The organism is Alteriqipengyuania sp. (assembly GCF_964222115.1).
GTDB lineage: Bacteria > Pseudomonadota > Alphaproteobacteria > Sphingomonadales > Sphingomonadaceae > Alteriqipengyuania.
This window is the reverse complement of the sequence record NZ_CAXQBM010000084.1, coordinates 1-24,089: the sequence shown is the minus strand read 5'-3', so window position 1 is coordinate 24,089 and position 24,089 is coordinate 1. Positions and strand designations below refer to the sequence as shown.

Here is a 24,089-nt window from a genome sequence, read left to right as displayed (position 1 = left end):
TGCGTGTAAATCCTGCCTCAGCAAAACGGCGTTCGCTTTGATCGTGCGACCGCATCCATTGCAGGTAATGCGCAGGTTGTAGCCCTGCCGAGCGAAATCGCTGATCGAATCGAGCCTGTGCCGAGCCATTGCTCAAATGGAACGGAGCAGGAACGTAGGTCAACTGCCGATACAGGTAGGTTCGCTGACGAGTGGTGTCCTCGATGGAGCTTTCCTACACGTGCCGATCGATGCAAATTGATTCGCATGAACACGATTGAAGAAAGAGCCGCCCGCATCCGTCGCCGTGCTAATCGCTGCGATGATCCACACATATCGATAATGCTCCATCGGCTTGCCGACGAAGCATCGAGCATTCGATTGCTTCCGTCCGGGTAGTTTACCCGATTGGAAAACCTTCCGGGTGTGCTACTCCGCTTTGAGGGCGAGGGGACGCCCAGAAGATATGTGAGGGGGAATTTCATGCTTCGGACGATAAGCGCATTCGTGCTTCTGAGCCTTGCCGCGCCTGTGATTGCGCAGGATGCCACACCGATTGCAGAGGATGAGTCCGCGACCGAGGCGGCAGCGGCAGCGCCGATGCCCCTGCAGGTTTACAAGCGCGAAGAGCGGCCAGGCATGGCCGAACTGCCGGCGAACACCGAATTAATCCTGCGAATGAACCAAGAGATTACTACCAAGGGCAAGACTTGGGACGAGGGCGATCAGTTCGATCTAAGTGTCGAAGAGGATGTAATGCTCGGCGAGTATATCGTCATCCCACGTGGCACACGCGCCGTCGGAAAGATCACCTGGCTGACCAGCAAAGGCATGTTCGGCAAGTCGGGCAAGATGGATATCGAGATCGAATATCTCGAACTGGGTGGTCGCCGCATCCCATTGAACGGGACGTACCGACAAGAAGGGGACGGTAACACCCTGGCTACTGTAGGTGGAGTGGTGCTGGTTCCAATCAGCGGGTTTTTCATCACCGGCAAGAGTGGGGTTATTCCAGAGGGTCGTGAGCTGAAAGCGTATACCGAGAATGCCATTCCCTTGGCGATAGAGGCGAGTGCTGTCACCGCACCCCGACGCGTCGAACTGGCAAAGCCTGTTGGAGTGAAAGCTGTCGCATCCTCCTCTGATGCGGAAGACACTTTTGCGGAAGACGTGATGACCGAAGAGACCATTTCTGACGAGCAGGAATGATCTGGCGAAGACCCGTGAGCTGGCGCGATATCGGGGCATTCGCGCTGGCCAGCACCTTCTGGGTATTCCTGTTGGCCCACCTGCCTTTTTGATACGGGCCTGAACTCGCTTCGACAGAGCACGCCCTTTCTCGTCCGTCGTTAACGAGCGGAGTCTATCTCCAATATCCCCGCACGTCCCCGGCCGGGGCGACTATGAAGCCCCATTCCAATCGCTCGGGATCTAGAACTCCGCCGCCAGCTCGATCTTCGCCCCGCGCGCACCGCATCTCGCACACACCAGGTGCCGCGAGACGTTTTCGAGCGAATGGCCAAGGCGGCGGTCGTGCACGTCGCGCATCAGGGTCAGAGCACGAACGCCGCGAAAATGCAGGCACCTGCGGCACCGGATGCGCAGCGTGGCGTCACACCGTGACAGATCGGCCAGCGATTCGGGTAACCGGGGCATGACCCCGATAGGAACGAACGTAGAACATCGGTCAATCGGATTTGCAGGCCGGCTGCCGATCGGCACTGCAGGTCAGCGCTTCGACCAGGGTTCCTCCGTAGGATCGATCCGCAGCGGACCATCCCACGGTCGGCAGAGTGTCTTCGCTTCATCCGGCGCGCCATGCTGCCACGCGGCGTAATCATCGGGCGACAGGATCACCGGCATCCTGGAATGCACCTCGGCCGCATCGCCTGCGGCATCGGTCATCACCATCGAGTAGCACTTGCCCCACTCGTCGCTGTCGCGCCAGATCCCTGCGACCGCAAACGCCTCTACATCGGGCACTGACAGCCACGTCCGGGTCATCGCGCCGCGCGGGCCCTGGGCTTCAGCCCACGCTGTCAGCGGGATCAGGCACCGCCGCTCGGCAAAACTGTATCGCCACATGAAGCTGTCGAGCTTGTCGGTGCGCGCATTGTTCACCGGCCTTGGTTTCAGGGCCTTTCCGGTGGTCTTGCTCTTGAGCGCCAGCGGGAAGCCCCACACCATCGGGACCAGCTGCCCGCCTGCGATCACTGCCCCGGTATAGCCGGGATAGACTTCCTCGGCGAAGTTCGCTCCACCTGCCCGCGCAGCATGAAACAGGTGAGCGATCTCGACCTGGCCCTTCGCCATCCGGTAGAGATTGCACATTGCACCTGCCCCGATCCTCTAACATTGGAGCGGGCAAACTTGGCCATCGTAGCGATTCGGTCAATGCCCCGGTAACGGCGCTTCCCTTGTGGCTATGCTTTCGCGCTCCAGTCCCAGCGCCCATTCCTGCCCTGCGAACAGCCGCACGGTGTTGTTCGAACAGGTCCGCACGTCTTCGTCGGGGACGACTACAAATCCCGGAAGTAGCTGCTCGTCGGAGGGCAACGCAGGTCGGTCATCCATGACGGGCACGGTACCGGATCGGTCAGCGCCTTGGGCGGAGTGATCGCCGGGGGCGGCTCGGGCTCCGATGCCCGCACCACCAGCGGGGCAGGACCGCACGCGGTTAGCAGCAATGAAACGCTCGGCATCAGCCAGAGCAAGAGCCTGTGCTTGTTCAACATCTCGGTCGGCCTCCTCAGCCAAGTCACGGTATCGATTTTCGTAACGGATGCGCTGCGCCGCTGCCTTTTGCGCGGCCAGTTTCTGCTCGATTTCCACGTCGGTGCGGAAGGTGGCGAATTCGCGCGCGGTGCGCTGCGCAGTCGGCTTCCAGCCCTTGATGTCGACCAAGCAAACCTTTCCGATCACCGGCAGGTCCGCGCACAGGCTCAGCCCTCCCACGCGCACGGTCTGGACGATGCAGAGAGCGACGACGATCAGGAACAGGGCGGCGATGATCGCGGCACGCAGGCCGGATACGGCGACGCGCGCGGTCGTCCACGGGGGCAGGGTCATCTCAGCGGTCCTCCACGGGCACCGGATCATCCGGCGTGTTGACAATCTCGGTTTCGATAGGTCGCTCGTCGCTTCGTGCGGTCGAGCCGAAGTAATAGTTGAACCCATTGGTCGCGAGGCCGAACAGAGCACCGAGGGCGAAGATGGCAGCGTCCTTGTTGTCGGCCTGCACGCGGCCCGACATCAGGAAGAACGCACCACCGGCAGCGAAGAACAGCGCCAGCAGCGCAAGAATGAACCGCGCGGTCGGCGGGGACAGGAAGCGCTGCCAGAAGGCCTGCCAGCGGCTCACGCCACCAAGCCCGGAAGGTAATGAACCCGGCCATGCCTGCGCACGGCGCGCAATTCCTGGTTGCGCATCCGGTGGCGCGAAAAGCTGACGTGAATCCAGCCATCCTCGCCGAATTCATAGATCAGCTGGTCGTAGTTGAGGTTGGCCTCCATCCAGCGGCACACCGCGAGGTTGGATTGCCCGCGCACGGTGAAGTCCGCCGCCTCGCCCTTGCAGTGCTGTGACGATCCGCTGCCGCCGATTGCACGGTTGAGGCGGGGGGAGCGGTAGCCGCTCGACACGATGACCGGCTCGCCGAAGTGCTCGCGCACCGGTTCCAGCACCTTGTCGCAGAGCAGCTTGAGCGCCCGCACCTCATCGGGACCCGGTTCGTTTCGGATGCCCTTGCGCTGCGCCGATTGGCTGCGCGTCATCTCATCCAGTGTGAAGTGGGCAGAAAGGTTCTTGCTCATCGCTCGTCGTCCTTTTCGTCGAGTTCCTGCGCCAGACGCTCCGCCTCGGGGTCGGGCTCTTCGGGCGTGCCGTCGCGGCGCAATCGGGTAATCTCGGGCGGCTCGTCGCCGCTCCGAGGTGTGATTTTCAGATAGCTTTCGGCAATCCCGATCAGTCCGGCGGTAACAAGCGAGGGCGCCACGCGCTGGACGTGGAGGATCAGCGCAGTGCCTCCCAGCGCGGTGACGCCGCCCACCAGCGCGGCAATCTCCAGCGAAGTGTCATCGGGCAGCAGGGCGCCCGCGAACAGGCAGAGCAACGGCGCACAACCCGCTGCGGTGACCACCGTACGAAGGTAGCCCTTCTTCGGACCGTCGAGCATCGTCAGCGCAAGCGAGCCGAACGCGATGCCCACCACTACAGCCCACCACTTGGGGGGAATTTCGCGCCATGGCATTACCCATGCGCTCCGCTCATCGTCAGCAACCACACGAGTCCGGCTCCGGGCAGCAGCAGCGCAAAGCCGGTGAGGAACGCAGCCCGCGCCTTTTCCGGGCCCGCCCGCAATGCGCGCCGATAAAGCCCGGTCAGTACGCCGATCATGAATATCGCGAGACCCAGGTTGACGATCGCAAGCCGCGTGTCGCGCGCAATGGCCCAACCTGCGTCGGGGAATATGTTCACGCTGGAGATCACCGCTCCACCGGCCACAAGCGCGCAGAACACCACGCTCGACAGATGGCGTTTCCACCCGTTCCGGCGGCGCACGACGGCCCATATCTCGATCCGGTGGCTCAGCATCATCGCGCAGGCGATCAGCACCAGAGCAACGCGCAAGGCCACGGCGATTGCGGCAAGAACGTCCATCACCGGTGCCTTTCTGCCAAGAAGTGATGGCAGCTCATCGCTCGTCGTATCCAAGATTATGGTGGACCCCGAAGGACCAGTTCTGGAGCGGGTACGGCTCGTTCAGCAGCAGGCCGAAGATGATCGCTGCATACTTCATCACACGTAGCCCATCATGTCGAAGCCGCCTGAGCCGTCCGGGACGTTAGAGAATATCTCCCCCTGCCAGTTGCCGCGCAGCTTCCACAGGTTAGGGATCGTGCCGGTGTGGCTAATCCCATCGAAATGAAGGCAGCTTTCCAGTATCAGTTCATTGTAGAAGTCCTGTGGGGTGCTCTTGGTCTGCACCGCGAGGGTGGAGTTATTGCCGGTAGCGACATTGAACGCGCGACGGGAAATGTCGCGTCCATTGCGCACGATCCACCTGCCGCCCCCGACGTAGAGGCTGGATGTGTTGGCCGCTGCGATGGGGCCGGTGTGACCTGGCCTTGCGTCGAAATCGACATCCAGCATTTCGACAGTCGCATTCGTAGGAATGGCAGATCCGAAAGCCTGAATATTTGCCGCACCACCCACGCGTAGTTTGCCACCGATAACGGTCAGTTTGTGGTGCCGCGTATAGTCCCTCGTGGTCTGTGGGTATTTGAGAAGAAGGCTGGCCGTATTTTCGAAATGGATGGCGTAGCGCGCGGAACTCGTACTGCTGCCTGAATAGCCGCCGGGGTCTTCGGCTATCGTGTTCTCCCAGATGAAGTGGGCGAGCAAGTTATTGCCAAAGACCTGTAAAATGGGCCGTGTCGCCCCCGGAGAATGGTTCCACTTGGTGCCAGGCCACCGAGCGATAAGTGAAACGTTGGGCGGCAGGAACAGGTTGCTCTCCAACCAAGGCTGCGAGAGATCGCCGGAATTTGGCACATCGACCAAAATCCCAATCTGATAATCGTCGGTCGCACGCACGCAGTTCGGGATGTACGAGGCTGTGCTGTCGGTCGGTTGCGGTACCTCAAGCAATGAATCGAGCGCTGCGCGTGGGGTGGTGTACGTGTTGGACGGGCCTGCCTCGATCATTTCAGCAAAACCGCGCAGGAGCGGATTGCTGACGGTCGCGTAAAGTTGGCCCCTGACACTGTTCTTGTTGATCCGCACCTCGCCCGCCGAAGGCTGGGCGAGCGAACTGCCGCCTGTGCCGGCGCCGAGGGCAGTGGCGTCATCGTATAACTCGACATAACCGCGAACCGGAAATCCTTGGGACCCGTCGGGGTCACCGCCAGGCAGTGAGGGCAGGCGATCGAGGTTGGTAAATTTGATCCGTTCTGGAAGGTTGGCGTAATTCGGGGTGGCGAGGCGAAAGTAGCCAACCTGGTCGCCGATCACTTCATCGAAGACATCCAGCAGGATTTCATCGGTGTAGAACTTCCAACCCGAGATCGACAGGTAGCGGTCTTTCGCGTGCTCCAGGACGAAGCGCTTGACGCGCACTTTCAATTCGTCCGGGAGGGCAGTCGAGGACGGGTCGAAAGGGCCGTTGGTTTCGTCGACTGCAAATTGCGCCCGGGCAAGCGAAGGCAAGTTGGCTTCCACAACGTCCGCCACTGACGCTTGCCAGAGGGAAGTTGGTACTATCGCCTTGTTATTCAGGCCCGTCGTTGCGAATGTGCCGCCGCTGAAGATATTGGTAGGCCACGGCGCCCCGTCACCAAAGTTGAGCGGCAGTTCGAGCGAGATATCGAGCGCGCCGGTCGGCGTAAGTGTTACGGTGTCCCGGCCAGTTCTGTCTTCCGCTGTCGTGGAGATACGGCAGACAATAGCGCCATTGGTCCCCGCTTCATCGTCCGCCTGCCACAGATCAGCGCGCAGTCGGTCCGCGTCACCGTCTGTATCGTCGTCGAACGCCCAATAAATGCGTTCGAAGTAGTAGGACTTGCTCGGATCGACATCTGCGCCGAACAGCCGAGGTTGGCCGACAACGTTCGCAAACACGGCGCTTGCCGTAGCCGGATTGGCCATCGGGCTGAGCTGCGCCGCCCATCCTGCCGCTGCGTTCGCCTGCGTCGTGGCAAGGTCGACCTTCGCCTGTCCCGCTGCCTCGATCTCCTCGATCACCGAAGCCGCAACTGCGTCCAGCGTAATCTGGAAGGTCGCGCCCCTGAAATCGCGGCCCGGTGCCGTGCAGTTGAGCATCACATCGGTCAGGAAGCGATAATCCGTCCCGCCCTCCGCATCGCCCAGCAGGTCGCCGAACAGCTCGAATTCGCCGGTATCGTCATCCACGCCTTCCAGCGTGGCCTTGTCGATCACGATCCGCAGGCCACCTTCGACGATGTGCAGCCCCTGCGCATCGGCCGCCACACCCGTGGCGAGCGTGAACTCGGGGGAACTGCCCGCCTCGAGGTACAGCGCCAGCGACAGCGCAAAGCCCGTCAGGTCGACGGGATTGCCGCCGCTATCCTTCACGGACACGGTTTCATCGAACGCAACGCCTTCGCGCGCGTAGAGCGTCGTCTTGGTCATCGATCCTCGCTGGAAATCAGGGTGCTTCAGGGTCGCCGGTGGTCGCGGGGCCGATCACACGCCGCGCAGTGATCGAATTTGGCCGCAGGTAACTCACGGCCACCTCGTAGGCGGTGTCGGGCTCCACGCCGGTGATCGTCTTGGTCTGGGTATTGCGGCCGTGATCGCCCGCAGGCGACCAGTTCGTGTCGCCGTCTTCACGATATTCGAAGCGGATGTACTGGGCGTAATCGTCGTCGACGATCTGCCCGGTGACGACCAGCGCGGGCAATCCGCCCACCAGCGTTCCTTCGACCGTCCAGTCGAGCTCGCCCGGGGCATTGCCGGTATTGGGCGGCGTTTGCTGGGGCGCTGCGCTGGTATCCGCCTGCTCGTCCACGGTCTCGTCCCAGTCGAACACGCTTACGGCAATCTCGCGCAGCGTGAACGTGTGGTGCCAGCGCGTATCGCGATCGAAGCTCTCGATGCGGAACACCTTGCGCGCGCCGTCGAAATGCCGGTCGCTCTTCCACCCGATCCAGTCGCCTTCCTCCAGGTGTGCGAAGCGCGGGCCCAGCGGGATCGTCGCCGTGGCGAGCAACCGCCCCAGCCGCCGCATGATTTCGCCCACGCGCTGCGCCTGCGTGCCGCTGGTCACATGTTTCAGCGCGGGCGAGGCGACGCGCGGGCCTCCATCAGCGATCAGGTCTGCCTGCACGCGCCGCGGCGGTGCGGTGTGCATCTTGTATTTCAGCGGCGGCGAGACGTAGCGCGGGAACACGCTGTTGATCCACTCCCGGTCGGCCTCTCCCCGGAAGTCCTCGTACTTCACCGCGGCCATGCTCAGCAGGTCGGCGTCGGTGATCTCCGCGGCGACCGCCTTGGCCTGCCCGGGCTCGACTTCGACCCCGCCATCCGCCTGCACGATCACCCCGGCCATCGCCGCGGCGAAGTAATTCTCGACCGTGATGAAATCCTCGTCGGCATCGATCAGACCGTTGAAGGTGTATCGCGGCTCGGTTCCGCCCGCGTCCAGGTCGACCTCTTCCGCGCAGACCACCGCTGCGGCAATGCTGCGTTCGGGTGGCGCTTCGGTGGCCGACAGCCCGCGCCCCAGCAGCAGCTGGTCCGGCTCGTCCACCCGATCGAGCGCGTAGATCCCGCGTTGGAACTGGTAACGGCACTCCGCGGCGTTCTGCGTCCATTCCCACGTGGTCGGGTCGTCCCACCGGTGGTCGCCCGATCCGCCCGTCACCGTCGAATCCTTGCTCGCCTGGTAACACTTCTTGCCGCGCAGCACCCACAAGAACTCCGGCCGGCCGGCGGTCCACACCGGGTTCGCCTGTTCGGGTACGTCCGCCTTGTAGGCCACCACCACCTTGCACACCCCGGCGCCGTTATCGTCGTTGGTATAATCGGTGTTGTCTGTGACGATGTCCGGCCATGTCTGGCTTGCCGTGCCCGGCATGAAATAGACTTCCAGCTGGCCGTTGAATCCGGCCACCGGTCCATCGCCGGTAAAACTGTAATAGCCGTCGCCTACGTAAAACCCTTCCAGCGCATCGCACTCGTGATCGGCCAGCGACCGCATCTGGACTTCCCAGTCAGTCTCGTTGGCACCACCAAAATTGAACGCGTAGTCGAGACTGCCTGCTGTTGCCGCGCGGCCGAACAGCACCTGCCGGAACACCTCGCCCACCTGCATGGCAAGCTCGGATGCCTGCCGTGTGGCCGGATCCGCGCGACCCGGACGCGCCAGCAAAGACGCCGCACTGCCGAGAAGGGAAAGCCCGCCACCAACGAGTGCTGCGGTCAGCGTTCCTCCCGAAATCAGCGTCGCGCCGACGATTGCGGCAGCTGCCGCCACCGCAGTGACCACCTTCACGATACGGCTCCCCGTGCACGCCAGGCAGCTACCATTCGCGAACGTGGCAACCGCGCGAGCCCAGCTTCACCCGGCGCTACCAGCATCTGCCCCTCCACGAGCATCAGGTGGAAGCCTGTTTCTTCGTCCACCACCCCGGCAATATCGCCGAACTGCGCTTCGTGCGGGGCAATACGCGCGAACCGCGCATCCGTGGCCGCTTCGATCCCGCCGAGCGTGGCTATCGCCCGTTTCGCGCTGCGCTCGTCATGCCAGCGCACCCCGATCTCGGGATGCGAACCGAACTGCGCCGCCACCGCCCCCATGGTGAAGCTGACACAGTCGTTCCCGTCGAAATCGTGCGCCATCGCAGCGCGCGCCTCTATAAAGGCGATCAGGGCCTTGCGATCGCGGCGCACGGGCACACCCATCGTCACTGTCCGCCCCGCGCCAGCGCAGTCCCGGCCCGGGCGGGCTTCTCTCCCCCCCAGTACAGCACCAGCTCGCCCGCATAGGTCACCGCCTTCATCGAACCATCGTCGGGCTCGATCAGGCGCTGGTCCGCATTCGAACGCATGCGCCCCGTCCGCCGGCCGAGCCCGCGCGCGGCACTCTCGATCTCCAGCGTAATCGTCGCCGTCCCGCCCGCGGTCTCTTCCACCGGCACCCGGTCGATCCGACCCCGGCGGTGGACCCAGTGATCCAGCAGCGTGCGCCCGCTGGCATCGAAGACCAGCGTGTAGAGCGCGACCGGGGCCCCGCGCAGCTCGGGCGCGTCGAGCAGCTGCAGCACCTCGGGGTCGAGTCCTGACAGGGTCAGCGTGATGTTCTGCGCCGTCCCGCCCAATGTGCCGCTGGCGGTGACGCCCATCTCGCGGTTTGAAAGCCCGGTATAGTCCTCACCCAGCAACTGCAGGATGCCTTCACCCGTCCATACCCGCACGGGTTCGTCCAGCACGATCTCCAGCGCCGCGCCGACCTGCGCGGTGTTGGCCTCGATCGCGGCCTGTGCAGCCGTCGCGATCTCCTTCACGGGCGCAGGTCCTGCAGCGCAGCGAACTTGCCTCCGATGCGATCCCCGCTTTCATCCGATATCCCGAAATCGATTGATCCCGGCTTTGCGCGCATCACACAACTGGGCCGGTCCAGGTGCGCCACCGCACCTTCCGGGACCAGTTCAGGCACTGCGGGCTCGATCGTCACCGTAATCTCGCCCGTGGCATCGGCCTTGCCGCCCACTTCCACGCGCACCATGTGGCGCCGTTCGAACGTCCCGGCATCGGCCCCCTCGGCATCCCAGCGGAACCCGCAATAGTCGCGCGGGTTCAGCCGCAGTCCTGCAGGCAGGCCGGTCAGCGTCAGCTGCGCCTCCCCGTTCGCATCGATCGTCTGGCTCCAGTCCGTCGCCGATCCGTCGAACGCCGACCCGTCGGGCCGGGTCATCGTCCGGAAACCGCTGCCATGCGCGCGCGGATAGATGCGCAGCCGGTCCCAGGCGAGGAAGGGGATGGCCTGCCCGCGCAGCCTGCCGAGGAAGGAGGACCATTCATCCTCCAGCTCGGCCGTGGCCGCCCGGCTGAGGCTGAACTCGGCCTCCCACAGCGGGGCCCCCAGGGAAATCCCGCCCAGCCTGCCGCTGCGTTCCGGCGCAGAGGCATCGAACCGCGCCAGTTCGAAGCGGGATTTCGCAACCCCGCGCAACGGCATCGTCAGCAACAGCATGGTCAACCCGTCGCAAAGGCGGCGCCATGCGTCCGCGGGTTGAGATCGATGGCCGCCTTCACCCCGTCGGCTGCGCCCTGTGCCGCAATCCCGGGCGCCTTGCGATCGATCCGCTGGTCGACCTCCATGTCGAACATGTCGGTGAAGCCGAGCAGCCGCACATCGACCCCCACCTGTGTCGACCCGCCGCCCGCAGGCTCGCCCTTGCGCACGTCCAGGATTTCACTCTGGCTGACCCGCGCTACCGGCGTGCCGTTCAAAGAGAGGATGTTCTGGTCGATCCCGGCAAAGCCGCGCACGCGAAAACTGCCGCCCGATGCGAAACCGGGAAGGGAATTGGTCGTCCCGGGGGAGTGCGAATGGATTCCCGCCCTGGCGGAGCCGCCGCCGGAGGACACAGCGGGCGCCACGAGCCCCAGGACCTGGCCGAGCGCACCCAGCAACCCGCCGCCCTTGCTGTCGAACACCATGTTCGCCAGGCTATCGGCCAGCTTGTCCAGCACCTTGGCCAGCGCATTGAAGCTGCTTTCGCGCATCCGGTCCCGAAACCAGTCCCAGAAATTGCCGTTCATCGCGGCGTACAACCCGCCCCGGAACGCATCACGATACGATCCCTGCAGGTAGGCACGCGATCGGTCCGCAGCCTCCCTTTGCGCCTGCTCCAACGCATCGGTGGCGTTCATGCGCTCGCTGTCCGCCAGTTCCTTGGCCCGCGCCAGCACCCGCTCGTTCTCGCGCATCGAATCGGCCAGCGCGCGGTCGCCGCGCAGCTCGGCCAGCTCGATCTGGTGCGCGGCCTGCTGCGCCGCCAGGCGCCGTTCGACCGCATCCGCGCGTGCCTCTTCCAGCGCCTTCAGGTCCTGCGCCGCCTGGTTCTCCGCTTCGGCCAGCGTTGCAGTCCTGTCTTTCAGCTCCGCGATGCGGTTCTGGAGAAACTCCTCGTCTTCCAGCGCCTGCAGGTGCGCGTAATCTTCGCGGATCCGCGCAAGCTGGATATCGAAACTGCGCTGGCTGTCTGCAAATTCGCGGGCGCGCGTCTCGGCACGCGCCTGGTCGAGATCGAGCATGTCCCGCTCAGCCGCCGCCTTCGCGAGCACGGTTGAAAGCCCGGCACGCTCATACTGTTCGACCATCCGCTTCAGCTCGCGTTCGCGTTCGAGCGAACGTAGCCTGTCCTCGTCGCCACGTTCCCGCGCCACCGCGATCTGGTGATCCAGTTCCAGCAGCGCGCGCCGCTCTTCCAGTTCCTTCGCGCTCGGCCCGGTCGCACCCCGACCGCTCCCACGAGAAACTTTCGGCACCGAGATATCCGGCGTGCGACGCCAGGGTTCGGTCGATTGGTAATCTCCTAGCTCCAGAAGTTCGTTGGTGTAGATTGTCTTGCCGCTAAGCGTCTTCGAAACGTGGGGCCCGTTTTCCTCGCCTCGGACCGCAGCGTTCGCCTGCGCCGCGCGAGCTTCCATCAGGCCAAGCCGCACCAGCGTCCCCTCGATCCAGCTCCACAGGTTCTGGAAAATAGGGAACAGGTCGGCCACCACGCGCGCCACCGTATTGCCCGCCGCTTCCCATGCGCCCGCCCAGTCGCCCGACAGCAGGTTCGCGACGATCTCCACCATGCCGCTGGTCGCGTCGACCACCGCGGTGATCAGGGTGATGAGGATGTTGAAAGCGCCGATTACCGCCGAACCGGCAATGGTCACCAGCGCTTCAACCAGGTCACCGAGCAGGCCGATGATAAAGCCGAGGAATTGCCCGATCGGGCTTTGCGAGAACTCGTTGAATGCCGCGCGCGCCCGGGCAACAGAATCGCTCACCGCGTCGAACAGGCGCGCAAGGCTGGGTCCCAAGGTCTCCTGCGCGATTTGCCAGACGTTTTTCAGCCCGTCGATGATCCGGTCCGCGAATAGCAGGATCAGTCCGACAACCGCGCCGATAGGGCCTGTGAGGCCGACGAAGCCAAGCGCGAGCCTGCCGAGGAGGGGCAGCAACTGCGATGCGAACACCCCCGCGAATTTGCCACCCACCACTAACAGCGTACCGAGAGGGTTGATCAGCGCCGAGAGCGCAAGAAACACAGGCCCCAGCCCGACGAGGAACAGCGGCAGGATCGCCACCGCCAGCGTGGTCAGCACCATCAGCACGGGGCCCAGCGCGGCAGCGATACCCAGTGCGATCACGCCGAACTTGAATAACATCGGATTGGCGCGGGCGAATCCTTCGACGAACCCTGTGAGTTTTTCTATTGCGGAGGCCAGCCAGTCGATGATCCCGGTGGCGGCGATGGCCTGCCAGAACTTGTCGAAAGCTTTTCCGAGATCTCTTAAGGCGACATGAAGGCGTATCCACCGTTCGATATCCTCTTCGTCGAAGACGTTGGCCTGTTTGCCAAGTTCCTCGAACAAGCGGCCATCCTCCGCCAGCAGAGGGATCAGCGCCGAACCTTCATCGGCAATCGCCTCTAGGAAGAAGGTCATCTCCTGCTGGCTGACATTCGCGCGATCGAGCGTGTTGTAATACAGCTGCAACGCATCGGGCCCGCTCAGGCCTCGGAACATCTCGGCCGTCACACCCACCCGCGGCGCCACGTCTTCGAAAAACTCTTTCAGCTCCCCACCGCCGGTCGCGAAATAGTCGCCGACCTTGTCGAGCGTGTCTTTCGAGATATCGGCGAACTTCTCCATCGACATTCCGACTTCGACATTCGCTGCGTGAGCGCGACGTTGAAAGCTTTCGAGGCTGTCGCTCGCAATACCCGCGGCGACCTTGATCTCTTTCGCGTCGTTGGAAAACATCACCGCGCGCGCTGTAAAAGCCGCACCCATGCCTGCAATCGGCAGGGTGAGCGCCTTCGTCATCTGCTTGCCGACCGACGCGAAATCGTCTGCCACTTGCCGCGCTCGGTCGATCAACCTGCCAAAACCATTGTCGATCTGGCGCGTACCACGCTCGAAATCGTCCAGGTCCCACGTCAGCGCCGCATGCAGGTCGGCGATGCGGTTATTGCCTGCCATTCAAGTGCTCCAACGGGTTGCGCCCCGCGCGGCACAGCCGGGCGGGGGATACATGGTCTGTTTTGTCAATCGCGGCGCAGCGGCGCGGGATCAGTCTTTCAGGCGGATGCCGATGCGGTGTACCCGATTACTCTTGATTTTCGTGAACCCGAGCTTGTGCAGGTGCTCGCCGAACTTCCGGATCGCAAGCGGGATTTCGTCCCGTTCCTCGCACCAGTCCCGGTAATCGTCATACAGGACGCCGCTTTCCTCCCGCGCGTCCGCTACAAGGTCGCAGCGTTCATGCAGCCACCCGCGCACCAGCGGGCATATTTCATCGGCGCAGAAAGTAAGCGCCAGTGGCCTGTCCTTGTCTACCTCGGGCAGGCCCAGTTGCTCCCACAGTCCGCGCGCGGTCTTCCGCCCGTAGACGTAGCGCGCCTCGCGTACGAGACCCAGCTTCACCCGCATCCGTTCAATATCGTCCGGCGCATCCAGCGGCAGCGGGTCCTCTGCCTCGTCGGCCTGGTCGTTCGCCCCCATTAGATAAGCGCCTGTCCGGCGCAGCGTCGGCAGCACCTCCTGCGTCACCCACTTGCGAAAACGCTTTGCCTCCGGTTTGCGGCTGCGGAAGATCAGCGCATAAACGCCGCTCTCCGAAACGATGCTTTGGGACTGTTCCCTCCCTATGGCGTCGGTAATACCGACGGCATCTCTCTCATCATCTTCCAATTTGCTGATCGCATCGCGGTGGCTGGCGATACCGAGACAACCGCAAACGTCCTGTGCCACGAACCACGGCGCGCCGCCGCGATCCATCACGCGGACCGACTTTTCCTCAAACCCGAAGCTCACCGCGTTCATGCCGCACCTCGCGCCGAATGCACGGAGAGAAGTGCGCCCGCATCCTCCACCGCAGTCTCAATTCCGCCCAGCGCGAGGGCGATACCCGGTGCCAGATCGTCCATATTGCGCATCATCCACAGCAGCGCACCGATCTGGTCGAGCCGCGTTCGAACGCCGTCCACCATGTCGATCCCTCGCGCCGAGGGGGAAATTTCGCTCAAGAATCCACTTGGCCGCTCGTTCAGCGGCACGCTAAGCCTGTAATCAGCCCGAGGCATTGGGACACTCCTTTGCCGATGGTTAGGCCCGGTGTCGGAAGTGACAGCTTCCGCCCGGGCTGATTACCTGATAACAGTTATCCTTGTGTCGTCAATATCTGATAACAACAAAGGCCCGCGCCGTGGTCGCCCGAAGGTGAATTCCACTTTCATTGGCGTGCGCTTACCGCCAGACCAGCTCGCCGAGCTAGATGATTGGCGTTCAGCTCAACCAGATAACCCCGGGCGCCCTGAGGCCATCCGCCGTATCCTGGCTGACTACCTCGATTAGGGAACTGGCAACATCCTGCTGGTCACGGCGGCGGCCTGAGCTTCGATCAGGTACACGAACAACGGGATACTCGCCCACCCGACGCAAAGAACGCCAAGGGCGGCCGGTTTGAACAGCCCGTCTTCCTTGCGAAGATGCGGCGAATGGCTCAGCTCCATCAATTTCACCGCCAACATAACGCAGGCCAGCCAACCAAGTATCTGCAGCATATAGTAACCTCCCCGCCGTCATCCTACGCGGCGGCGGGCGGTTGTCCAGTCTCGGCGGACCGCTTCTGCCGCCGATTCGCGACCATGTTCATCGCGTTCAGCGTGGCAACCACGGACAACGCCTCATCTCGCACCTCGCGCGGCGTCGGCTCGCGTTTCGCGGCCTGGTTATTCCGCCCTGTCAGGTCTTCGAACGCGGGGAACTTGTCCGGCGCGTGGTACGAATAATAGGTCAGGTGCGCCGTCAGCCAGCCCACCTGGGCCATGATCGTATGCTCCCGATCGCGGCGTCGGCGATACGCCTGGATGGCAAGGATTACTCCGCGCGGCGTTTGTTGCCAGAAGCTTTCTGGCGGGTACCCCGCTTCGCACCAGAGCCGGAAGACTTCGTCCCAGTCCCAGCCTTTTCCGCCCGACGCTGTTGGCGATTGCCCGCCGGGGCCGGGGCGTTTCCCAAATCGCCGTCGGCCATCTCGGGAACGTCGAGACCCTGAAGCGCCTCGATCACCGCGGCGAACAACGCCTGTCGTGCTTCGGCACCGTGCTGGCCCATCGCCACCTCGACCACGAAGTCTTGCGTGATGCTGTGGTGATTGATTTTCAGCGCGCCATAGACCAGCGCACATAGGTGGCGGAGCTGCGGGTGCTGGCCGGTCTTGAGCGCTTGCGCGAGCTGCGGCGCCCAGTCGAGCATCGACTGATCCAGCACTCCCTCGGCCTCCAGCAGGGCCATGTTGTTGATCGTCAGCCGGTAGACCGAGCCCTCCAGCAGGAACTCGGCCTCACCTGTGAATTGCGCCGCGCTGCTCATTACGCCGCGTCCGCCTCGGTTATGGTATTCACGATGCCAGTGAGAGTGGCGGTGCGCTCACCACCCATCGACCCGTCGTCAGGTTCGAACGTCAAAATCTGGATCGTGCCCGAGCCCTCGCGTAAGGTTCCGTCCTCCTTCACGACGACGACCTTGAAGGGGCGATCTTCCTTGCTGAGCTTGTGCTCTTCGATCAGCAGTTCGTCAGGCCCGCCGGGTTCATAGCCGATCACCGCAGTCAGTTCGGGGTATTCACCCATGCCGACCTTGTGCCGCTTCACGCCGCCGTCGGCCTGATTGGTCACCTCGGCCTTCTCGAACCGGATTTTCGGCATCGAGACCCGTTTAAGGTTGAGGATTTCGGTCAGCACGTCGGAGCTATTGGTTAAATGTAGCTCGAGCCCGCCAGTATTAACAACACCATCGCCATCGGCCATGTCGACTTCCTTTCGCTTCAGGTTTTTGTAGTAATTTCCATGTCGAGGATACGGCGGTGGATCGTCAGGTCACCCAGCGCCTCGACTCCGCCGTTGCGCGGGCCGGCAAAGATAATTCCACGCTGGAAACGCACGCCCGCGATACTTGCTTCGGGCTCAGCCTCCAGTTCGTCCGCAATCGCTTCGGCGAGAAGCAGAGTGCTGTCGGCATTCAGCCCAAAGACCTCGTACCTAAACAATCCCTTCCGCGTCCCTTGGCGGCGACTTTGGTTGTAAATCCTGCCTGGCTCCACGACGGTCTGCACCACCGCCGGAAAGGCGCTGACATTGTTGCTCTTGCGCTCACCGATATCGATCGCCGCTTCACCGCCGACCGTGCCAGCGAGGTCCGATACGGCTTCCGCAGCGCGCAGCCTCTGCCGCAGTGCGAACTCCACCACACCGTCCATCTAGATCGCTCCGGTCATATCCTCGCCCACACGCTTGCCCAGCGCGGTGAAGACGAGGTCGATATTCCTGTACACCGCCGGGGTGAGGAACGGCGATCCACGAGAGAAGACCGTCCCGAATTCTTCGAAGTGGCCCCAGAAGACCCCGTCGCCGCCTGCATCGAGCACACCCACGGACACGCTCTGCCCGTCGGTCTCGCCTGTAAATGCGAAGGTCGGCGCGACCAGGATGCTCGCTTCCAACCGGCCCGTGCGTTTCCGCACGAGCCGCCGCGCGTCTTCGGCAATCGGCTCCAGCACCTCGGCGGCATGGGTGCCGATGCGCCGATCGTTCACCGGACGCACGGCATCGGCCAGCTTGCGACGGGCTTCATCGATCCCGTCGAGAGCGAAGCCGATCATTCAGCCCTTCGACCTGTCCGCTGCCACGACGCGCTGAGCGGGGGCGGTCTTCGCCTCTTCGGCCAGCTTCACCACACCTCCCGCGATATCGCCCCTGGGGCGTGGGTGGACATAGGTGTCACCCTTGGCCTTGGCGAACTTGTCTCCATAGCTGTTCTGGTGCGGGCGCAGCGCCTCGACCGTCACGTTGCGCGGATCCTTTTCCGCCTGCTTCTTGCCAGCCATCATTCAGCCCTTTCTTATCATCGTGATATCGCGTTCGCCGCGCCCCCAGGGGACGTTGCCGGTCACATTCCAGGTCGCGCCGTCCATCTCGGCGATGTGTTCGGCGGTCACCGCCTTCGTCCGCGCCGTTGCAGGCACGCGTGCGGTCGCGGTCGCCTCCGAGCTTTCCGCAGCGGCCTGCCGACGTTCGCTGCCCTTGCCGAAATTGACCTGCGCCATCGCGGTCGCAATCACATCGCCACCGCCGGGCACCATCTCGCCCGTGGCGCTCTTGGTCGGACCGTTGGACCTGAACACGATCTTGCGATCGCGGCGACCGGCGGGCGTAAACATCTCAGATCACCGGCATGCGGAACGGACGACACAATGCGGTGACGCCCAGCGGCACTTCACCAGATGCAGCACCCGATACCACCGCCTCGCGGTTGAGGAACAGGTGACCCAGCATAAGCCGGACTGCCGAGAGCAGGGCAGGCGGCGCCTCGCCCTCGGCATAACCGGCATCGAATGTGATCGTCACCTCGCCCGCAACGCCGGTCGGCCATTCGCTGCCGACCAGTGGCAGCACGCGGCCATCCACCTTCACGCGGAAGGCCTCCGGATCGCCCGCCACCTCATCGCCAGCGCTATTGCGCCAGCTAATGGCGGTAATCTGCGTGACCGGGCGAATGGAAAGCCGCACATGGTCGATGGACCTCGTCGGCAGGCCTTCGGCCTGCCATGTCAGCCCGGTAACCGGCCCCAGCTTGGTGCCGCAGTGCCGCTCCACGAGCTCGATCGCCGCGTCGCGCAGTGCCGCGACCAGCTGGTCGAACTCGTCATCCTCGGCATCCAGCGACAAGTGCGCCTTGCAGTCGTCGAGCGGCAGGATGTCGTCCCCATACCCATCGGGCATGGGGACGTGACCGAGCTCGAACAGCATGGCGCGTCAGGTCGGCCGCTTAAGCCTGATCTGCTTCGGGCTGCACATCACCATGGCCGAGCAGCGCGATCGCGGCGATCGGTGTGGCCGTGCCGTGGGTGCCGCTGAAATCGGCGAGTAGCTTCAGGTAGCGCTTCCCGCCCTTGTAGCCGAACCGATACGCGGCGGCCGTCGCGTGGGCGGAAGTCAGCGCCTTGACGATCCCGCCGCTCCCGACGCTATCCACGCCCAGCAGGTCGTCCACGTCAACGGCTGTGTAGGTCGAATCGTCGTCTGAATGCGTCAGTTTGAACTCGATCTTGTTCGTGCCGCTGAACGTGATGCCGCCCGCGCCGATCGCCAGCACGATTTCGGCGGCGTTGTAGCCGAGCAGGTCGATGGCGGGCGGGGTGTTGTCGGCGTCGAGAGCGGCTGCCGCGATGGCCACCGCGACCGAAAGGCCGGAGTGCATGTCCTTCATGATCGTATCTCCTTGGGTCAGTCATGCGGAGCCGGGCTTCACCCGCCTCTCTTACCCCGTCACCGCGATGGCGGGGAAAGAGAGGGTGCCGGAAAACCGGCACCCCCGTTCGTGATGGTCGCTATCGCGATCAGGTCGAACACTTCAGAAGCTTGATCGCTTCGAAGTTGACCACGCCGCCGCCCACGCGCTTGGTGGTGTAGAAGTGGACGTAGGGTTTGTTGGTGTAGGGGTCGCGAAGAACCCGCACGCCGGTCCGGTCGGTGATCAGGTAGCCGCGCTGGAAATTGCCGAACGCCATCGGGAAAGTGTTCGAGCCCAGCGCGTCGATGTTGTCGTCGGTGACCACCGGCTTGCCCAGAATGGTGCCCGGCGCATCGACCGTGGGCGGAGCCCACAGGTAGTTGTCCTGGCCGTCCTTGAACTTGCGCACCGTGCCCAACACCGCGTCGCTGGTCAGGAAGTTGGCGCCGTTCCGGTACCCGGCCTTCAGCGAATAGTAGAGGTCGATGATCGCATCGGCCGGGTCCGAGGCGGCGAAGGCCGCAGCCGCACCGGTTTTCACGAAGCCGAGCTTGCCCCAGGCATAGCTCGAATTCGCGACCTTGGTGTAGGAGTTGATGCCCTTCGGCTTCTTGATCCCGTCACCGTTCCAGAACGCCGCGCCTTCCTGCTCGGCGAACTCGATCGAGACCTCGTCTGCCAGCCACGCTTCGACGTCGAACGCGGCATCGTCCAGCGCGCGCTGGGTCGCTGCCGGGTTGGCGTAGATCTCGCCGCTGTTGATCAGGATCTTCGACAGGGTGGGGGTGGCCGTTTCGGGTCGCTCCTCCTCTTCGCCGACCCAGCCCGAGCCGGCTCCGCCGAGGCTGACCAGCTTGGAGTATTCGTCGGTGCCGACCGAGATCACCCTCGACAGGCTGCGGATGGCGGAGACGGTGCCGAGCACGCGATCGATGCCCTGCTCCATCTCTTCCGGCACCAGGTAGCCGCCATCGGGATCGCTCTGGGTAGTGAGGCCCGCGTTGACCTCGAGCTCGCGCATTCCCGCGTCCGGCTCGCGCCCGCGGCGAAACCAGCTGTTGAACGCGCCGGTGTGCTCGCTCACGGCCGCGCTGGGGGCATCGCCCGAACCGCCACCGGCGCGCAAGCCAGCGATGGTTTCCTGCTGCGCCTCGACAAGGTTGGTCAGCTCGGTAACCGAGTTGTTGATCCGCTCGACGTGCTCGTTGGTCACCACGTCGTCACGGCCACGTTCCAGCTCGGTCAGGCGTTCATCGTTCTTTTCGCGGAAGGCGGCGAACGCGCGGTTCAGCTCCTCGAGCGTATCACGCAGGTTGGAGGGGTTTGATTCCGCGCGAGCCGCAACCAAGCCGCGAGCACGCGGAGGACAGGCGAGCGCCGTCGAAGCCGCAAGTGCGGCCGTCCCGATCTTCTTTTTCATTGTCTGCCTCGTCAGTTCTTAAGGGTGTTGATCAGGCCGCGAAGGCCTGCGTGGATGTCGCCTGCATCGCGCTCCGGCGGCGGGGTGGTGGTTGCATCGCGCGGGCCACCGAGCGCGGCGATCATCTGTGTGCGATCGCTGCGCGAAAATCCGGCCCGGGCCAGTGCCGCCTCGGTCTGGCGGCGGGCCATCAGGCTCTTGTCCATCGAATTGTCGGGCCCGTCCTTCAGCTGAAGGCCTTCGTCGACCGTGTCGGCGAAACCGAGCTCGACCGCTTGGCTGGGGCCCATGAAGGTCTCGGTGTCCATCAGCCGGACGATCTCGGCCCGCTCGGTCGTCGTCCGGGCCTCGTAGATATCCGCCAGCGCGCCGTCGAAGCCGTCGAAAAGGCCGGCCGCGTCACGCATGTCGTGCCGATTGCCGATCACCACGCCCCAGGCATTGTGGATCATCAGGAAGCTGCCCAGCCCCATGTTGATCGTGTCGCCCGCCATCGCGATGATCGAGGCGGCACTCGCGGCGAGGCCCATCACGTTAACGGTCACCTTAGCCGGGTGCTCGCGCAGAAGGTTGTAGATCGCGATCCCTTCGAACATGTCGCCGCCGGGAGAATTGATGTTCACGGTCACGTCGTTCTTGCCGATCGACCGGAGCGCCGCCGCGGCCCGCGCTGCGGTGAAGCCTCCACCCGTCCACCAGTCTTCGCCGATCACGTCGTAGATGCTGATCGTGTTCGGCTCGTCGGCCTCTGCCCCGTGCGGGCGCTCGGCCCAGCGTGCCAGCACATCGCTCGGCGCGTCCCACTGGAAGTTATTCGGCTTCGCCGGAACTTTTGCCTGCGGCAGTTTACGGATTGTCATTGGTACTTCCTGTGCTGCTCCCGGCGGTGTTCGGTGGGTCGTAGTAGACACCGCCGTTCCCATCCTCGCGCGGGTTCATATCTTCCTTGGCGCGGACTTCATCGGGGCTCATGACGCCCCACTGCAGGGCTTTCGTGTGGCCTTCCCAGCGTGTCTTCAGGTCGCCGCGGACCAGGGCATTCCGGTTGAACCGCGCGTAGACATCGCGGTCGCGCACCGGGTCGAGGCAGTCCGTAGTTAACGCCTCCTCCCACATGGTCAGGTGGTCCTCGAGGGTGTAAGTCACGAAGCCCTGCGCTTGCGCCTCGATCCCGCTGCCCCAGCTGGTCGATTTCTCGGTGTCGCCGATCATGTGCGGCGGTACGCCGAAGAACATCGCGATGTCGCTGCGCGAGAACTTGCGCGCTTCCAACCACTGCGCGTCTTCTGAATTCAGCGCGAGCTGCTGGAACTCCAGCCCGTCCTCTAGCAGTACAACCTTGCCCTCGCGGTTGCCGCCTGCGCGAAACTCGTCGAACTCACCCTTCAGCCGCGCGGCCTGTTCCTCGGTCAGCGTCTTGCCCGCGGGCATCTTCAATGCGCCCGAAACGTTCGCGCCGTTGCGAAATACCGTGCTGCCGTGATGCTCCATCGCGATCGACGCGCCGATGGCCTCGCGTGCGTAGCCGATGACCGACAGGCCAGAATATCCGTTCAAAGTCAGCCCGCACAGGTGCAGGATCTCGTCCTGCTGAAACAACACCCGCGACCCGTCCTTGCGGGTGAACAGGTATTCCAGCGCCATGTCGTCCCGCTGTCGCTCCTTCATCCGCCCAGGGTGAAGCGGCGTCAGCCCGATTACTCGCCCGCCGACGCCACGCGTTTTCAACGCATATCCGTTACCGCGAAGCAGCACGTGCGCCTGCATCATCCGTTTGAACTGGGCTGGCTTTTGCCAGCGGTTCGGACGGCGGTGAAACACCTCCCACAGTGAATGGTCGGTCACATCGACCCGCGTGCGATCGTCGATGCGGCGCTTGATGCCAATCGGCATGTTCGCCACCGCCCCGGAGATGATCCGCACGCAGGCGTAGACCGCTGCGACCCGCATCGCGGTATCGTCCGTCACTGCCTGCCCGGCATTCGACATATTGCCGTGCCGCAGCGCGCGTTCGAGGTCTTCCGGACCTGAAATTGTGATCAGCTCGCCAGTCATCGCGCGGGGCGCTGCGTGCGCCGCGGCCGCTTCCAGGCTGAACAGCCGACGAAGGAAACCCATCTGCCAGACCTAAACCGTCAATAGCCCGCGTTCGCGGTAAGGCGAGGCACTGTTGCCCGCCGCCTCCGGGTTCAGTTCGAGCAGCTTGGTCGCGTTCATGCCTGCCATCAGTGGGTCGATCTTCGCGTCGCCGGAGGAATACTTCACCAGCATCACCGATTGCCGTCCCACTTCCTCCTTCGCGTTCGAGACACACCAGGCCATCATCCGCGATCCATCGTGGACCGCCTGGCCGAACTTCAACTTGCGGGCGAGGCCCACGATCGCGGACATCAGCCGGAAGCCCTGCGACAGGCCAACGAGCTGTTCCGCGTCGATTCCGATATTGACCAGTTCGTCGGTCAGGTCGCTCACGCCCTGCGGGTCCAACCCGATCGCGCCGCGTTCCGGCAGCAGGCCGCTGTCCTTCACCTCTCGCACCAGGTCGACAATCTCCGCGATGTCCTGCGGCAGCTCATAATCGTCGTCGGCCGGCACTACGTCCTTGCAAATGACCAGGTCGCCGTCCGCTTCGAAATCTTTCAGCAGCGGCGCGATCTGCTTGCGTCGCTCCAGCACCTCGGGCCATGCCCAGGCCTTGAACAGGTACAGCCAGCGGTTCGTGCCCCGCTCGCGCCCACCCACGCACACGCCGTAAAGATCGTCCATCCCGCCGCCGTCGATGCCGATCACCAGCACTTCGCAGCGCGCGATCATCGCCTCCAGCGTCAGCGTCCTGTCCGCCGCGGCGTCCCAGTAATCACCGCCTCGCCACCGGTCGCGGCGAAGCCGCAGGCCGATCTCGACGTTCAGGTTCTTCGCGAGGAAGATCTGTAGGTCTTCGCCATCACCGCGCTGAGCCTTGGCCAGCTCGCTTTCCAGGTACTGGGTCGAGACCGATCGGCCGAGATGCGGGTTGGTGACGTGGAAGTGCTTCGGGTCGAGGTAAGCCTCGCCCTCCAGCATCTCTTCCGGCCACTCGTACAGCGCGCCCAGCGTTTCGGGGTCGGCGATGACCCCGTCGCGCACGTCGCGGAAATATTCCAGCTCGCTCTTGAACACGCCAGCGGGCGGTTCGTCGCTATGCGTCGTCACGAACAGCACGAAGCCTTCCGGCCGGGCTGCAAGCCCGCCCAGTGCCTCGCGCAGCATCGCCGCGCTTTTCGGCCGCTTGCCGAACAGCCACAGCTCCTCGACCAGCACCATGCCGGCCTTCTTGCCCGCCGCGGTGTCGCTGTCCGCCGCGACCACCTTCAGCGATGCGCCGGTGACCCGGTGTTTGATCGTCCGTCGGTTCTCGATCACGTGCAGTAGCGCATCCAGCTGCGGGTCGGCGCGGACCATGCCCACCGCCGGTTCGAAGCTGTTGCCGGCCACCTCGATCGTCGGCGCCAGGATCATCAGCTCGGCATTGTGCCGCCAGTTGATGATCAGGGCCGTCAGCATCACGCCGGCGGCGATGGTCGACTTGCCGTTCTTCTTGCTGATCAGCAGCATGAACCGCCTGATCCGCCGCCGGCCGCTCGCCGGAGCCTCTGCACCGAACAGAGCGTC

At 63.8% G+C, this 24,089-nt stretch carries 30 protein-coding genes; 1 reads left to right on the top strand and 29 read right to left on the bottom strand.

Annotation, left to right across the window (positions count from 1 at the left end; translation table 11 throughout):
• Positions 1–462: 462 nt before the first annotated feature.
• Positions 463–1,188, top strand: a complete 726-nt coding sequence (locus ACEQXE_RS13940; protein ID WP_370180241.1) for a hypothetical protein — start codon at positions 463–465, stop codon at positions 1,186–1,188.
• Positions 1,189–1,410: 222 nt separating this feature from the next.
• On the opposite strand, the gene ACEQXE_RS13935 is transcribed toward ACEQXE_RS13940, so the two are convergent.
• From ACEQXE_RS13935 to ACEQXE_RS13795, 29 genes are all read right to left on the bottom strand, one after another.
• Positions 1,411–1,635, bottom strand: a complete 225-nt coding sequence (locus ACEQXE_RS13935; protein WP_370180240.1) for a hypothetical protein — start codon at positions 1,633–1,635, stop codon at positions 1,411–1,413.
• Positions 1,636–1,707: 72 nt separating this feature from the next.
• Complete coding sequence (locus tag ACEQXE_RS13930; RefSeq protein ID WP_370180238.1) at positions 1,708–2,310, bottom strand: SOS response-associated peptidase; 603 nt, start codon at positions 2,308–2,310, stop codon at positions 1,708–1,710.
• 60 nt (positions 2,311–2,370) lie between these two features.
• Positions 2,371–3,048 carry a hypothetical protein gene (locus tag ACEQXE_RS13925; protein ID WP_370180236.1) on the bottom strand — a complete coding sequence of 226 codons (678 nt, stop codon included), beginning with the start codon at positions 3,046–3,048 and terminating at the stop codon, positions 2,371–2,373.
• A gap of 1 nt (position 3,049) precedes the next feature.
• Entirely contained in the window at positions 3,050–3,340 is a 291-nt protein-coding gene (locus ACEQXE_RS13920) for a hypothetical protein (RefSeq protein ID WP_370180234.1), read from the bottom strand.
• A complete protein-coding gene (locus tag ACEQXE_RS13915; protein ID WP_370180233.1) occupies positions 3,337–3,792 on the bottom strand; it encodes a D-Ala-D-Ala carboxypeptidase family metallohydrolase in 456 nt (151 codons plus the stop codon). Before ACEQXE_RS13915 ends, ACEQXE_RS13920 begins: the two co-directional genes overlap by 4 nt.
• Positions 3,789–4,229 carry a hypothetical protein gene (locus tag ACEQXE_RS13910; RefSeq protein ID WP_370180232.1) on the bottom strand — a complete coding sequence of 147 codons (441 nt, stop codon included), beginning with the start codon at positions 4,227–4,229 and terminating at the stop codon, positions 3,789–3,791. The genes ACEQXE_RS13915 and ACEQXE_RS13910 overlap by 4 nt, the downstream gene beginning before the upstream one ends.
• Positions 4,229–4,639: a hypothetical protein gene (locus ACEQXE_RS13905; protein WP_370180231.1), complete on the bottom strand. Its 411-nt coding sequence runs from the start codon at positions 4,637–4,639 to the stop codon at positions 4,229–4,231. Before ACEQXE_RS13905 ends, ACEQXE_RS13910 begins: the two co-directional genes overlap by 1 nt.
• 138 nt (positions 4,640–4,777) lie before the next feature.
• A complete protein-coding gene (locus tag ACEQXE_RS13900) occupies positions 4,778–7,072 on the bottom strand; it encodes a hypothetical protein (RefSeq protein WP_370180229.1) in 2,295 nt (764 codons plus the stop codon).
• A gap of 73 nt (positions 7,073–7,145) precedes the next feature.
• The gene (locus ACEQXE_RS13895) at positions 7,146–8,993 is read right to left on the bottom strand and encodes a phage tail protein (RefSeq protein WP_370180227.1); all 1,848 of its coding nucleotides are present in this window, start codon (positions 8,991–8,993) and stop codon (positions 7,146–7,148) included.
• The gene (locus ACEQXE_RS13890) at positions 8,990–9,403 is read right to left on the bottom strand and encodes a hypothetical protein (RefSeq protein ID WP_370180225.1); all 414 of its coding nucleotides are present in this window, start codon (positions 9,401–9,403) and stop codon (positions 8,990–8,992) included. Before ACEQXE_RS13890 ends, ACEQXE_RS13895 begins: the two co-directional genes overlap by 4 nt.
• Positions 9,404–9,405: 2 nt before the next feature.
• Entirely contained in the window at positions 9,406–10,005 is a 600-nt protein-coding gene (locus tag ACEQXE_RS13885) for a hypothetical protein (protein ID WP_370180224.1), read from the bottom strand.
• Positions 10,002–10,694, bottom strand: coding sequence for a hypothetical protein (locus ACEQXE_RS13880; RefSeq protein ID WP_370180223.1), 693 nt, complete (start codon positions 10,692–10,694; stop codon positions 10,002–10,004). The genes ACEQXE_RS13885 and ACEQXE_RS13880 overlap by 4 nt, the downstream gene beginning before the upstream one ends.
• Before the next feature lie 2 nt (positions 10,695–10,696).
• Positions 10,697–13,705: a hypothetical protein gene (locus tag ACEQXE_RS13875; RefSeq protein WP_370180221.1), complete on the bottom strand. Its 3,009-nt coding sequence runs from the start codon at positions 13,703–13,705 to the stop codon at positions 10,697–10,699.
• Positions 13,706–13,795: 90 nt separating this feature from the next.
• A complete protein-coding gene (locus ACEQXE_RS13870; protein WP_370180220.1) occupies positions 13,796–14,548 on the bottom strand; it encodes a BRO family protein in 753 nt (250 codons plus the stop codon).
• Positions 14,545–14,751: a hypothetical protein gene (locus ACEQXE_RS13865; protein ID WP_370180219.1), complete on the bottom strand. Its 207-nt coding sequence runs from the start codon at positions 14,749–14,751 to the stop codon at positions 14,545–14,547. The genes ACEQXE_RS13870 and ACEQXE_RS13865 overlap by 4 nt, the downstream gene beginning before the upstream one ends.
• Positions 14,752–15,075: 324 nt before the next feature.
• Positions 15,076–15,288: a hypothetical protein gene (locus tag ACEQXE_RS13860; RefSeq protein WP_370180217.1), complete on the bottom strand. Its 213-nt coding sequence runs from the start codon at positions 15,286–15,288 to the stop codon at positions 15,076–15,078.
• A gap of 23 nt (positions 15,289–15,311) precedes the next feature.
• Positions 15,312–15,554, bottom strand: a complete 243-nt coding sequence (locus ACEQXE_RS13855) for a hypothetical protein (RefSeq protein ID WP_370180215.1) — start codon at positions 15,552–15,554, stop codon at positions 15,312–15,314.
• Between the two features lie 50 nt (positions 15,555–15,604).
• Positions 15,605–16,099: a hypothetical protein gene (locus tag ACEQXE_RS13850; protein WP_370180213.1), complete on the bottom strand. Its 495-nt coding sequence runs from the start codon at positions 16,097–16,099 to the stop codon at positions 15,605–15,607.
• A complete protein-coding gene (locus ACEQXE_RS13845; protein WP_370180212.1) occupies positions 16,099–16,536 on the bottom strand; it encodes a hypothetical protein in 438 nt (145 codons plus the stop codon). Before ACEQXE_RS13845 ends, ACEQXE_RS13850 begins: the two co-directional genes overlap by 1 nt.
• A gap of 17 nt (positions 16,537–16,553) precedes the next feature.
• Positions 16,554–16,985, bottom strand: a complete 432-nt coding sequence (locus tag ACEQXE_RS13840) for a hypothetical protein (RefSeq protein ID WP_372520187.1) — start codon at positions 16,983–16,985, stop codon at positions 16,554–16,556.
• Complete coding sequence (locus ACEQXE_RS13835; RefSeq protein WP_370180209.1) at positions 16,986–17,387, bottom strand: hypothetical protein; 402 nt, start codon at positions 17,385–17,387, stop codon at positions 16,986–16,988. It lies immediately after the preceding gene.
• Entirely contained in the window at positions 17,388–17,615 is a 228-nt protein-coding gene (locus ACEQXE_RS13830) for a hypothetical protein (protein WP_370180207.1), read from the bottom strand.
• On the bottom strand, positions 17,616–17,945 hold the full coding sequence (locus ACEQXE_RS13825; RefSeq protein WP_370180206.1) for a head-tail adaptor protein: 330 nt from the start codon (positions 17,943–17,945) through the stop codon (positions 17,616–17,618).
• 1 nt (position 17,946) lies between these two features.
• Positions 17,947–18,534: a hypothetical protein gene (locus tag ACEQXE_RS13820; protein ID WP_370180204.1), complete on the bottom strand. Its 588-nt coding sequence runs from the start codon at positions 18,532–18,534 to the stop codon at positions 17,947–17,949.
• A gap of 19 nt (positions 18,535–18,553) precedes the next feature.
• Positions 18,554–18,994 carry a hypothetical protein gene (locus ACEQXE_RS13815; protein WP_370180202.1) on the bottom strand — a complete coding sequence of 147 codons (441 nt, stop codon included), beginning with the start codon at positions 18,992–18,994 and terminating at the stop codon, positions 18,554–18,556.
• A gap of 130 nt (positions 18,995–19,124) precedes the next feature.
• Positions 19,125–20,438 carry a phage major capsid protein gene (locus tag ACEQXE_RS13810; protein ID WP_370180200.1) on the bottom strand — a complete coding sequence of 438 codons (1,314 nt, stop codon included), beginning with the start codon at positions 20,436–20,438 and terminating at the stop codon, positions 19,125–19,127.
• Between the two features lie 11 nt (positions 20,439–20,449).
• Positions 20,450–21,298, bottom strand: a complete 849-nt coding sequence (locus ACEQXE_RS13805) for a head maturation protease, ClpP-related (protein ID WP_370180199.1) — start codon at positions 21,296–21,298, stop codon at positions 20,450–20,452.
• A complete protein-coding gene (locus ACEQXE_RS13800) occupies positions 21,285–22,556 on the bottom strand; it encodes a phage portal protein (RefSeq protein ID WP_370180194.1) in 1,272 nt (423 codons plus the stop codon). Before ACEQXE_RS13800 ends, ACEQXE_RS13805 begins: the two co-directional genes overlap by 14 nt.
• 9 nt (positions 22,557–22,565) lie before the next feature.
• On the bottom strand, positions 22,566–24,089 hold a 1,524-nt coding region (locus ACEQXE_RS13795; RefSeq protein WP_370180192.1), incomplete at its 5' end, for a terminase large subunit.

Excerpts from the sequence above, each read along its gene's own strand:
- ACEQXE_RS13860 (WP_370180217.1), bottom strand. The coding sequence starts at position 15,288 with ATGCTGCAGATACTTGGTTGGCTGGCCTGCGTTATGTTGGCGGTGAAA.
- ACEQXE_RS13875 (WP_370180221.1), bottom strand. The coding sequence starts at position 13,705 with ATGGCAGGCAATAACCGCATCGCCGACCTGCATGCGGCGCTGACGTGG.
- ACEQXE_RS13855 (WP_370180215.1), bottom strand. The coding sequence starts at position 15,554 with ATGGCCCAGGTGGGCTGGCTGACGGCGCACCTGACCTATTATTCGTAC.
- ACEQXE_RS13800 (WP_370180194.1), bottom strand. The coding sequence starts at position 22,556 with ATGGGTTTCCTTCGTCGGCTGTTCAGCCTGGAAGCGGCCGCGGCGCAC.
- ACEQXE_RS13815 (WP_370180202.1), bottom strand. The coding sequence starts at position 18,994 with ATGAAGGACATGCACTCCGGCCTTTCGGTCGCGGTGGCCATCGCGGCA.
- ACEQXE_RS13930 (WP_370180238.1), bottom strand. The coding sequence starts at position 2,310 with ATGTGCAATCTCTACCGGATGGCGAAGGGCCAGGTCGAGATCGCTCAC.
- ACEQXE_RS13870 (WP_370180220.1), bottom strand. The coding sequence starts at position 14,548 with ATGAACGCGGTGAGCTTCGGGTTTGAGGAAAAGTCGGTCCGCGTGATG.
- ACEQXE_RS13840 (WP_372520187.1), bottom strand. The coding sequence starts at position 16,985 with ATGGACGGTGTGGTGGAGTTCGCACTGCGGCAGAGGCTGCGCGCTGCG.
- ACEQXE_RS13915 (WP_370180233.1), bottom strand. The coding sequence starts at position 3,792 with ATGAGCAAGAACCTTTCTGCCCACTTCACACTGGATGAGATGACGCGC.
- ACEQXE_RS13850 (WP_370180213.1), bottom strand. The coding sequence starts at position 16,099 with ATGAGCAGCGCGGCGCAATTCACAGGTGAGGCCGAGTTCCTGCTGGAG.
- ACEQXE_RS13880 (WP_370180223.1), bottom strand. The coding sequence starts at position 10,694 with ATGCTGTTGCTGACGATGCCGTTGCGCGGGGTTGCGAAATCCCGCTTC.
- ACEQXE_RS13825 (WP_370180206.1), bottom strand. The coding sequence starts at position 17,945 with ATGTTTACGCCCGCCGGTCGCCGCGATCGCAAGATCGTGTTCAGGTCC.
- ACEQXE_RS13910 (WP_370180232.1), bottom strand. The coding sequence starts at position 4,229 with ATGCCATGGCGCGAAATTCCCCCCAAGTGGTGGGCTGTAGTGGTGGGC.
- ACEQXE_RS13835 (WP_370180209.1), bottom strand. The coding sequence starts at position 17,387 with ATGATCGGCTTCGCTCTCGACGGGATCGATGAAGCCCGTCGCAAGCTG.
- ACEQXE_RS13845 (WP_370180212.1), bottom strand. The coding sequence starts at position 16,536 with ATGGCCGATGGCGATGGTGTTGTTAATACTGGCGGGCTCGAGCTACAT.
- ACEQXE_RS13905 (WP_370180231.1), bottom strand. The coding sequence starts at position 4,639 with ATGGACGTTCTTGCCGCAATCGCCGTGGCCTTGCGCGTTGCTCTGGTG.
- ACEQXE_RS13830 (WP_370180207.1), bottom strand. The coding sequence starts at position 17,615 with ATGATGGCTGGCAAGAAGCAGGCGGAAAAGGATCCGCGCAACGTGACG.
- ACEQXE_RS13890 (WP_370180225.1), bottom strand. The coding sequence starts at position 9,403 with ATGGGTGTGCCCGTGCGCCGCGATCGCAAGGCCCTGATCGCCTTTATA.
- ACEQXE_RS13935 (WP_370180240.1), bottom strand. The coding sequence starts at position 1,635 with ATGCCCCGGTTACCCGAATCGCTGGCCGATCTGTCACGGTGTGACGCC.
- ACEQXE_RS13940 (WP_370180241.1), top strand. The coding sequence starts at position 463 with ATGCTTCGGACGATAAGCGCATTCGTGCTTCTGAGCCTTGCCGCGCCT.
- ACEQXE_RS13820 (WP_370180204.1), bottom strand. The coding sequence starts at position 18,534 with ATGCTGTTCGAGCTCGGTCACGTCCCCATGCCCGATGGGTATGGGGAC.
- ACEQXE_RS13805 (WP_370180199.1), bottom strand. The coding sequence starts at position 21,298 with ATGACAATCCGTAAACTGCCGCAGGCAAAAGTTCCGGCGAAGCCGAAT.
- ACEQXE_RS13810 (WP_370180200.1), bottom strand. The coding sequence starts at position 20,438 with ATGAAAAAGAAGATCGGGACGGCCGCACTTGCGGCTTCGACGGCGCTC.
- ACEQXE_RS13925 (WP_370180236.1), bottom strand. The coding sequence starts at position 3,048 with ATGACCCTGCCCCCGTGGACGACCGCGCGCGTCGCCGTATCCGGCCTG.